Here is a 10,791-nt window from a genome sequence, read left to right on the forward strand (position 1 = left end):
GGAGTATTTTTATGGAAGATAATAAAAAAGAAGAAAGAGAGCAAATAAGAAAAGAAAAAGAACAGAGGAAACTAGAAGAAAAAAAAGACTAAATTGGAAAGAAAACAGAAAAAAATAGAGGAAAAGATAAGAAGAAAAAATTTACTTGGAGAGTATCTTACTTATCCAAGTATGGCTGTTAATTTTATAAAAGCTGATAAGAAAATAAAGCCTGAAAAGTATACATTCGATAAAAATAAGGCTCAATATATATTATATTTTGCTCCTCAATTAAAAGAAAATGAAAGTCCAAAGAAACAGGTTATAGTTTATTTATACGGCGGAGGCTGGAGAGAGGGTAATGCTAATTTATACAGATTCGTTGGAAGAAGATTTGCAAAAGAGAAATTCCATACTATTTTATTAGGATACAGACTAAGTAAAAAATATAAATACCCAGCTCAAATAGAAGATGTATTTGCAGGATTTAATAAGGCACTAGAAGTTTTGAAAAATAAAAATATTGATTATTCTGATATTATAGTGATAGGTTCATCTGCCGGTGCTCATTTGGGAGCTTTGCTTGTATATTATAAAGAAATGCATAAAAAATATAATGTAGATTCTAATATTTTTAAAGGATATGTATCGCTTGGAGGGCCAACGGATTTAAATGTATGTACTAATGATATAATAACTCCTATGCTTGATCAATTATTTGAAGAGGGCTACAATAGGGAAGAGGCTAATCCTTATAATCATATAGACGGAAGCGAGAGAACAAAAGTATTATGCGTTCACTCGGAATTGGATCCTATTTGCGATGTTGATAATTCTATTAATTTTTCTAATAAAGTTAATAGCTTTCATGATGGCTTAGCTGATTGTATTATATTTGATAATAAAAATATTTATCATAATAATTTAGTTAATGGTATATTCTTTGAGGCTATGGACAGCGAACATATATTAGATAAAGTATTCAAATGGATTGAAAAAATTGATAATTAAAAAATTGCACTTTTGCTTAAATTAAGTAATTTTATTTAAATAAAAAGCTGATATCTTATATAAGTTATCAGCTTTTATTATTTTAATTATTTAAGAAATTTTTTATATATCTAGTCTGTTCTGTATTTTTTAGCAAAAAGGCATCATGTCCATAATTTGATGCTATTTCATGAAATGTTGTATCTATATTAGAATGCTGATAAGCTGCAACTATTTCAGCAGACTGCGTACTTGGATAAAGCCAATCCGATATAAAAGATATAATTAGAGTTTTTTTCAAATTAATATTTTTTTTATGTTTTATTTTTTTTATTTCATCTTTAACATCAAAAAAATCCATAGCTTTAGTGAGATATAAAAAACTATTTGCATCGAATCTTGCTGTAAATTTTTCTCCGTTATAATGCAGATAATTTTCTACTTCAAAAGAAGGAGTAAAATATTTAACAGCTGTTTTTCTCTTTCTTCCGAATTTCTTTCTCATATACTCTTCGCTCATGTATGTGATATGTCCAAGCATTCTAGCTAAAGCAAGTCCTCTGTCAGGAGATGACATGCCATAATATTTTCCGCCGTACCATTCAGTATCTTCTGTTATTGCCTGTCTTGCTATTTCATTCAAAGCTATCTGCATAGGAGAATGGCTCATAGAACTAGCTATTACTATTGCTTTTTCCATCATTTGAGGATAAGTGGCTGTCCATTGTAATACCTGCATGCCTCCCATAGAACCGCCGGCCACACAATAAAGTTTATTTATTCCTAAGCTATCAATTAATATTTTTTGAACTTTTACTATATCTTTAATTGTGAAAGTTGGGAAGTCTGTACCATAATATGAATTACTATTTGGTTTTTTGGAAGAAGGTCCTGTTGTTCCGCTGCATCCTCCTAAAACATTTGAGCATATTACAAAATATTTATCTGTATCTATAGCCTTTTTCTTTCCAACAAAATTATCCCACCAAGTAATAACATCAGCATCTCCTGTAAAGGCATGGCATACTAAAATAGCATTATCTTTATTTACATTTAAATGTCCGTTTACAGTATATGCTATAGTTAATTCATTTATTGAAGCTCCGTTTTCAAATTTGAAAGGCTTATCATAATTAAAATATTTAACTTCTGTTTTTCCTTGTTCATTATTTTCTTTTTCTTTTTTATTTTTTATAATATTCTTCATAAAATAATCCTCTTATTAAAACAGGAGTAATTATTAATACCCCTGAATTATTTATTTGCTATAGTTAAAGCTTCATCTAAATAATAAAGTATATCATCAATATGTTCTATACCTATTGAAAGCCTTATGAAGTTTTTGCTTATTCCTCCCTTTTTCAATTCTTCTTCAGATAATTGTGAATGAGTAGTGGAAGCAGGATGTGCAACTAAACTCTTAACATCTCCTACATTCACCAAATGAGAGAATAATTTTATATTGTCTATAAATTTAACTGCAGCTTCATATCCGCCTTTTATACCGAATACAACCATTCCGCCGAATTTATCTTTTAAATATTTGCTTGCTGTAGCATAAGACGGATCATTTTTAAGTCCCGGATATCTTACCCATTCAACTCTATCATCTTTTTCTAAAAACTCAGCAACTTTTAAAGCATTAGAGCAATGTCTGTCCATTCTCACTGCCAAAGACTCTGTTCCCTGAATGAATATCCAAGAGTTATCAGGAGAAAGACAAGCACCCAAATTTCTAAGAGGTACAGTTCTTACTCTCAAAGTAAATGCTATATTTTTAAGTTCATCAGGCAAATCATAAGCCCATCTTAATCCATGATAATTTGCATCCGGTTTTGAAAATAGAGGGAATTTATCACTTTGCCAATTAAAGTTACCGCTGTCTGTGATTATTCCTCCTACAGCACTTCCATGTCCGCCTATCCATTTTGTAAGTGAGTTTATTACAATATCGGCACCATGTTTAATAGTTTGCAAAAGATAAGGAGTTGTGAAAGTTCCGTCCACTACTAATGGTATTCCAGCATTATGTGCTATTTTAGCAACTGCTTCAATATCTGTAAAATCTAATGAAGGGTTTGAAATTGTTTCTATAAATATTAATTTAGTTTTATCTGTTATAGCCTTAGCAAAATTCTCTGGGTCTTTAGCATCTACAAATTTTGTGTTAATTCCAAATTTAGGAAGTATTGCTCCAAATTGTGAATATGTTCCTCCATACACATTGAATGCAGAAACTATTTCATCTCCAGCCTCACATATAGTGATTATAGTATAAAAAATAGCATTTGTTCCTGAAGATACTGCAATGGATGCCTTACCGCCTTCCATAGCTGTAATTCTTTTTTCTAATACATCTGCTGTTGGATCTCCTAGTCTTGTATAAATATACCCGAGTTCTTTTAAATCAAATAAGTCAGCAGCATGTTTTGAATCTCTAAATAAATATGAAGTAGTTTTGTATACCGGCACTCCTCTGCTTCCGAATGTATCATTATAATCCTGTCCTGCATGTGCAGCTAATGTTTCAAATTTCAATTCTCTTGACATCTTTAATACTCCTTTATATTAATAGATTAAAATAAAAAAAGCCGCCAAATAACTTTGACGGCTTTAAAGTACAAAATAAAAAATAAATTATTATTTACAGCCATCATTATTAAACATACACATTTGCATGAGGCAAAACATTTTGTTCATAACGATGATTGTCTTCATTTACAATATTTCCTAATATATTTATTTAATAATTAACTATAGATTATATATTAATATAAAATTATTGTCAATAGTAATTAATTTTATTTTTCTTATATAGTATCGTTACACTTTATAATCTTTTAGATTCTAATTTCATTAAAGAAATATAAGGTTGCAGTATATGCGTTTTCGCGAAGTGTGCCAATGAAGTCACCTGTAGTGTTCTGTGTGAAAAAGTTGATAGCATATGTGGAAAAATATATAAAATTGATAAAATAAAGTTGTTTATATATATTAAAAAATTGAATTATTAATTATCTACTTTTTTGCCGCACAAAAAAGTAGCAAAAAACGCAATTGCTAAAACTTTATATTTTAAGAATATGTATTAAATATATGGGTAATACCATTGTTTTAGGTTAAAAATGCAGTTGTTTTGGTTCTTTTATACCAATACCGAAAGGTACCTACTTGGTAAAAGAACTGGGGTTCGGGGCAAAACCCTGCAGATATTTAAAATTTAAAAAAATTATTTCTGATAAAATATAGTTGTATACATATTAAAAAAATTGAATTATCAATTATCTACTTTTTTGCCGCACACGCTCTGCGGGCTTCGTCAAAGAACCAAAAAGTGCAAATACTATAACCCCATATAAAAAAGGAGCTTAGCTTTTAATTAAGTTAAACTCCTTTTTGTATTTTATTAATAAATATTAATTTTCTATAATATAAATTAACGTTGTAATGTTATATTGTTGTCTATATTAGTATTGTATTTAATAATATAAGATTTTAAATCATCTCTTATTATTAAATAGAAAGGATTTTTTTTCTGTTCATCTTTAAAATCTTTTATTATTTTTTCTAATATATCTTTTATTTCATTATTTGAATTTTTTTTAATTTCATCAAACAATATTTTAAATAATTGAGCATAATATGGATTAGTTTTATATCTATTTTCTTTATTTTGAAATGATTTATATAAATCTTCTTCTTTTTCACATAAAGAAAATTTATGTAATTTATTATGGTTATCCCAGCCATAATATACAGCATGCGATTTAAAATAAGGACTTTTTTCTTTATCAAATTTTTCAGCAAAAGTTAATAATGCCCTTATTAAAATATCTCTTGGTATTTCATTAAAACAGGTTTCAAATATATTTTTATACTTACTAAAATTATCAAAGAAGTGTTCTTTTATATCTTCAACTTTTATAGCTTCTAAATTATTATTAATATTTTCCAAAGAATATTTTATAATATAGTCAATATTTCCTTTCAAAATATCATGATTTTCTAATTTCCAAAATAATTCTTGTAATTCATTTCTTTTTGAAATATCATCATTATAAATAGATAAGAACTTAATTTTATTTACTTCGCTTTCTAATAAATCAAATTTATCTCTTTCCCCATTATAATTTTCATAGTAACTAAGTAATTCTTTTTTATCTTTACATTCAAAAAAATCAAATATATTAGTATAAGTATTTTTATTATTGTTTTCTATCTCCATTAAAATATTTGTAATACTTGTACTATTATGATTAAACCTTATATTATATAAAAATCTAAGCCATTGGAATAAATCTTTTTTTGTATTTTCTTCTATGTTGTTAAAATTCTCTTTGTTCTTAAAATTATCTTCATCTATTTTGAATATATTTTTAACTATATATAAAAATGGGATAATTATTGTAGATATATTTAAAATATTAGCATTATTTATGGTTTTATCTTTATTTATAAATTTAGTTAAATATTTAGTATTATCAGTATTTTCTAATTTTAATAATTCATATAATAATTCTAATGAATAATGATGATAAATTATATCATCTAATTTTAAATAGTTTTTATTTTCAATAATATTTATACTATCAACATTCCCAATTGAATTTGACGTATTTCCTTCAATTTCAAATTTTGATAAAGCTATTGCTTGCTTTAAAAATTTATTAAATTCTTCATCAGCATTATTTTTATTATTATCTCTATGCTTCCAAAAGAAATGCTCTATTTTATTAAATTTTGTTGCTTTATCTTTATAATCTTCTTTTATTTCTGATAATAAAGAAACTCTAATATCTTCATATTCTGCTATTTTTTCACCTCTTGAGTTCATAGTTATATAAAGTTCTTCGCCTTGAGAAGTATTTGAAGTATTAAAGTACCAAAATTCTGCTTTTTCAATATCTTTTAAAGAAATATCTTTATATTCTTGATTTTCTTCATCTATATTGAAAATCTTAAAAAAGTTTATAATATTTTTTATTGTAGGGTCTTTTTTATAAACTGATAAGCACCAAGTTTTATTTTCAATATCAAAAAAATCTTCTTCTTTTTCAATTTTTTCTATCATCAAATCAATAAATTCTTTTGTTAAATTTCTTACTTTATAAGAGAAGTTTTTTAAATAAGCTTTATATTTATTATTTTCTTTTACAGATAAGTATAGTAATGTTAAATATAAAGTAGTAAATCTCTGCTGACCATCTATCAAATAAACTTTATTATCTTTTTCATAAGAATATAAAAAACCGATATTATAATTATTCTCTGTATTCTTTGTATTATCAATAATAGCATTTAATAAGTTTTTACAGTTCTCGATATTTTCTGTACTTCCCCATACATATTCTCTTTGTATTTCTGGTACAATAATATTTTCATCTTTTAATATATCTATAAATCTTTTTTTATCAATTCAGCCATATTTATACTCCTTACTTATTATTATCATCAAAAAACTTTTCTATTTCTTTTCTAATATCTTCAGCTGTATTTTTTATATTATCAATAGTCCATTCATTTATATTTTTAGAAAATACAGTCCAAGTATGATTTCTTATATATTTATTTCCGCTTTCATACAGTTCTATTATTATCCTTCTTTTTTCAATATAAGAGGAATTTCCGTAACCTCTATTGGTATTTGAGTTTAATAAAACTAAATTGCCTATTGAATGTACATAAGGAACTTCTCTAATAACTCTTCTATATTCATCTAATAACTCCAAATCTTTGAGTGTTTGTTTATTATTTTCATTATTTAATTTGGGGAGCTTATCTTCAAACTTTTTTAAATCATTATCTTCCATAAACTTTTTTAAATCATTATCTTCCGTTATTTTTTCTCTTTTATATTCCTCAAGTGAACTAATTATCAAATCAATATTTTCTTTAGCCTCTTTTATAGTTGTTTCATCATTAGGAGTTTTAGAAAATATATGTTCAATATCTTCTTCATTCCTATTAAAATAATTTACTGGTAATTTGTACTTTATATCTTTATTATTAAGTATTTTTATTATATCCATAAGTACCAATAATTTTATTGTATTATTTTCTTGGTAATACCAATTTTTATTAGGATCTCCTATAGTTTCAAGATAATTTTCATTTTCAATGTTTTTTATTAAATTATTTTTTATAATTTGCTTTAATGCTTTTTTAAAACTTTCTCTTGTAGTATTAGCTCTTTCCCATATATCCCAAATAATTTTTATATCTTCTATATTTTGCTTTCCAATGAAACCAAGCAAATGATATATTTCTTTATCCTCGTACCAATCTGCCATAGTATTATGAAATCTTACAACTTCTTTAAATACTACTTCTGCCTTATCTGTATTACTGTCTAAATATTTAAATAATGCTTCATTATTTGATTGTGATTTATAAGCATCCGATTTTTCATTATTATTATTTGATTCATTATTTCTGCATTTCCAATATAAATCATAAAGCATTGATATATTATTTTCATTAGAAAACATTTTAAAATATTCTTTTACATTTTCATCTGACCACCATATATTCATATTATCTATATCAATACCTATTTTTATTCTTTTTTCTGCTAAATCTATATCATTTGCTTCTTTTTCCTTTGATATAAATATAGTTTCAGCTTTGGTATTATTACCATTGTCCAAATAGTTTAGTATTAATTGTGCATTGTTTAATAATGTAGTTGTATGACTTTTTTCTTTCACATTTTCATCTGACCACCATATATTCATATTATCTATATCAATATCTATTTTTATTCTTTTTTCTGCTAAATCTATATCGTTTCCTTTTTTTGCTACTCTTGTTATAAATATAGCTCTTATTAAATCATAATACTCTAAAGCTACTTTATTGGAGTTAAGATTTTTAAATATGGTTTCACCTTTTACATCATTACCGCTGCTTACATCATTTACTATTAGTTTTACATTGTTTAATAATTTAGTTGTAAAACTTTTCTTTTTATCTTCATCAAATTTATAAAAAAAATTTATTATAGTATGTTTAGCTAGGCAAAAATGAAAAACATCTTGTCTATCATAGTCTTTATTTTCTTTTTTAAGATCTTTTACTGCCTTATCAAATTTATCATTATAACTTAGATTATCATTTAAATAGTCATTATTTGTTTCTTTTAATAATTTATATAGAAACTCCTGACTTTCTTTTCTGATAGAGTATTTTATTTTATATTTATTATTATTATTATTATCTTGTTTTAATAAATCTGTTTTTCCTAAATATGATAATAATATTGACAGAGTAGTTAATCTCTGCTGTCCGTCTATAACTTCATAAATATTTTCACTATCTTTTTGTTTTTTTATAGTTATGTTTTGAAGGCAGTAAAATTTATCTCCTTCTGCTTGAAAATTATTAATATCATTTAATAAAGCATTAACATCTTCTTCACTCCATTTATATCCCCTTTGATATTCTGGAATGTTATAAATGCGTCCATTAGAAAATATTTCTTTTACGCTTTCTATTATATCATCATTATTTTTAATTTCTTCTGTCATATAATAATCCTTAAACTAAATATATACTATATAGTATAACACATTTTCATGACAAAAACTGTCATAAAATTTGATTTATATATAAACAACTATATTTTGTCAGAAATAATTTTTTTAATTTTTAAATATCTGCATGAATTTGCCCGCACCACATTTATTTTGCGACCAAAGGAAGTACTGCGACTGAAAGGAGTACCTAACGAAGTCCACTGTAAGTGTAGGTATGGTATTGCCACAGGTGAAGCCCGCCTGCGGCGAGAAGCTTATATCCTCGACAGGCTCGGATACGCTTCACGAAAGGCTATATTTGACTAAGTCCACCTTTAGGTGTGCTTAAATTAATAATCTATCTTACATGTAAGACTATTTTAGTATAATTTAGTACTAATTTATCCTTGCACTTTTTGGTTCTTTTTGCGGCGTGAAAAAGAACAATAAAAAATGATAAACTTAAAAATTTTCAGTATATATAATAATAGATAAATATTTATGATAAAAAATTAAATAATTATCTGTTTTCGCTTCTGAATTTGGCGGGGTCTGTGAATGGGCGTCTGCCTTGAAATTTCGATAAATAAACTATATTGCTTGCTATATTTACAAACCCGTTATCTCCGTATTTCATTATAGTTTCTTTGGCTTGCTTGTCTTTCATCATAGGATATGCTAATGGTATATCATCTATAAATAAATGACATAGTATACGTCCGAAAGCATCATAAGAGCCTACGAGCATACTGACATTTGAAGCATTTTTAATTTTGTTTTCAACATAGGCTTTAACATTGGTGCCATAGTTCTGCTTTAATTCCGGGGCATCGAGTCCTATGAATCTGTAATAATTATCTTTGTATTTTATAGTGTCTCCGTCTACCACTCTTATATGGTCTTTGTCTAAATCTGCTAAATATTTTGATAGCTCTTTATTATAGTTGGAATCTATATTATAAAAATCTTTATTTGTAAATGAGAGAAAAAGTTTTGTATTGTAAGAATCTTTTAGAGTTAAATATTCATCGCTGTTTATATCGTTAATATCCAAAACTACATGGCTATAATGAATTTTAAAAAATCTAAGTTTATCAATCAGCTTATCATCGCTAGCATAAAACATAATTTTGTCTTTAAAAAATAAAGTATAAAAAATTAGTTTGAATCTGCCTATAAATTTTATGCTTGGAAAATGAGTTTCTATATATTTTTTGTCATCATCATTTTCAGCATACAATACATAAACTTTATCTCTGTTTTTTATATAATCATGAATAATGCTTGTCTTATTATTTTCTAGCATGCTTATTATTGATTTTGAGTCAATAATTAAATCTTTGCTTTCTTTAAGATTAGAAGTTTTTATAATAAAAATAAAAGCAAATATTATTATGATAGTATAAATACAAGTTTTTATAATCTTTTCATTTTTTTGATTAGAAGTTCGCATTTAGATTTTATATCCTCAGAAGATACTATCTCTGTAAGCATGCATAAACTCATAGCTTTATGCTCTATAAGCAAATCAATGTTACTTAATTTTATTCCGCCTATACAAACGAAAGGAACATCTAAATTTTTAACTACATAATCAAGATAATCAATACCGGTAGCTTCATTAGCATCAGGTTTAGTGTTAGTTGAGAATATAGGTCCTATACCAATATAATCGGCACTTGTATGAATAGCTTCTTCTGCTTGTTTTTCATTAGTAGTAGAAAGCCCTACAATTTTATCAAACCCTACAATTTTTCTTACTACTTCGATAGGCATGTCTTTCTGCCCTATATGAACTCCGTCAGCTTCAACTGCAATTGCCAAATCAGCATAATCATCTATTATAAATAATGCATCATGCTCTTTTGTAAGCTCTCTAATCTTTAAGCATTCTTCATACTTTTCACGCATATATTTATTAGGATTGTCTTTTTCTCTGTACTGAATAATTTTAATGCCGGCTTCAAGCATTGATTTTACAACTTCAATATTATTTCTGCCGTTTGAAAAATCTTCTGCTGTTACGCAGTATATTGAATCTTTAAAATATTTCTCTTTTAAAATTTCTCTTCTTTTATTTATATATTTTGTATTTATTATATCTTGTATACCTTTCATAAATAATTCCTAAAATTTATTTAATTACATTTTATATTTTTTCAAATATTAAGTAAAGTATAAAATTATCCGCACGCAGAGCAAACCTAAAAATATAAATTATTTTGCAATTTAAATTTTATTATATTGAAAATTTTGTTAACCGTGCGTTAAATAAATTTTAAATTTAATTAACACTTGGGCGGGTGCT

7 protein-coding genes are annotated in these 10,791 nt (G+C 25.8%); 1 reads left to right on the forward strand and 6 read right to left on the reverse strand.

All coding sequences use genetic code 11. The annotated features are described in order from the left end of the window. The first annotated feature begins 171 nt into the window (after window positions 1-171). The gene (locus tag BINT_RS01565) at window positions 172-990 is read left to right on the forward strand and encodes an alpha/beta hydrolase (RefSeq protein ID WP_148258802.1); all 819 of its coding nucleotides are present in this window, start codon (window positions 172-174) and stop codon (window positions 988-990) included. 82 nt (window positions 991-1,072) lie between these two features. Here BINT_RS01565 and metX read toward each other — a convergent pair whose 3' ends face one another. The 6 genes from metX to thiE form a co-directional block, all read right to left on the reverse strand. Then, entirely contained in the window at window positions 1,073-2,176 is a 1,104-nt protein-coding gene (metX, locus tag BINT_RS01570) for a homoserine O-acetyltransferase MetX (RefSeq protein ID WP_014486806.1), read from the reverse strand. Window positions 2,177-2,223: 47 nt separating this feature from the next. Continuing rightward, a complete protein-coding gene (locus tag BINT_RS01575) occupies window positions 2,224-3,519 on the reverse strand; it encodes an O-acetylhomoserine aminocarboxypropyltransferase/cysteine synthase family protein (protein ID WP_014486807.1) in 1,296 nt (431 codons plus the stop codon). Between the two features lie 886 nt (window positions 3,520-4,405). Beyond that, window positions 4,406-6,385, reverse strand: coding sequence for a DUF262 domain-containing protein (locus BINT_RS01580; RefSeq protein WP_148258772.1), 1,980 nt, complete (start codon window positions 6,383-6,385; stop codon window positions 4,406-4,408). A gap of 19 nt (window positions 6,386-6,404) precedes the next feature. Then, window positions 6,405-8,495 (reverse strand): GmrSD restriction endonuclease domain-containing protein, encoded by a 2,091-nt coding sequence (locus tag BINT_RS01585; RefSeq protein ID WP_014486809.1) that lies wholly within the window; start codon window positions 8,493-8,495, stop codon window positions 6,405-6,407. A gap of 508 nt (window positions 8,496-9,003) precedes the next feature. Beyond that, window positions 9,004-9,936 (reverse strand): thermonuclease family protein, encoded by a 933-nt coding sequence (locus BINT_RS01590; RefSeq protein WP_014486810.1) that lies wholly within the window; start codon window positions 9,934-9,936, stop codon window positions 9,004-9,006. Further along, a complete protein-coding gene (thiE, locus tag BINT_RS01595; protein ID WP_014486811.1) occupies window positions 9,900-10,601 on the reverse strand; it encodes a thiamine phosphate synthase in 702 nt (233 codons plus the stop codon). The genes BINT_RS01590 and thiE overlap by 37 nt, the downstream gene beginning before the upstream one ends. Window positions 10,602-10,791: the final 190 nt, after the last annotated feature.

The organism is Brachyspira intermedia PWS/A (assembly GCF_000223215.1).
Classification (GTDB): domain Bacteria; phylum Spirochaetota; class Brachyspiria; order Brachyspirales; family Brachyspiraceae; genus Brachyspira; species Brachyspira intermedia.

Coding starts and splice junctions, on each gene's coding strand:
- BINT_RS01585 (WP_014486809.1), bottom strand. CDS start 8,495: ATGACAGAAGAAATTAAAAATAATGATGATATAATAGAAAGCGTAAAA.
- BINT_RS01565 (WP_148258802.1), top strand. CDS start 172: ATGGCTGTTAATTTTATAAAAGCTGATAAGAAAATAAAGCCTGAAAAG.
- metX (WP_014486806.1), bottom strand. CDS start 2,176: ATGAAGAATATTATAAAAAATAAAAAAGAAAAAGAAAATAATGAACAA.
- BINT_RS01590 (WP_014486810.1), bottom strand. CDS start 9,936: ATGCGAACTTCTAATCAAAAAAATGAAAAGATTATAAAAACTTGTATT.
- thiE (WP_014486811.1), bottom strand. CDS start 10,601: ATGAAAGGTATACAAGATATAATAAATACAAAATATATAAATAAAAGA.
- BINT_RS01575 (WP_014486807.1), bottom strand. CDS start 3,519: ATGTCAAGAGAATTGAAATTTGAAACATTAGCTGCACATGCAGGACAG.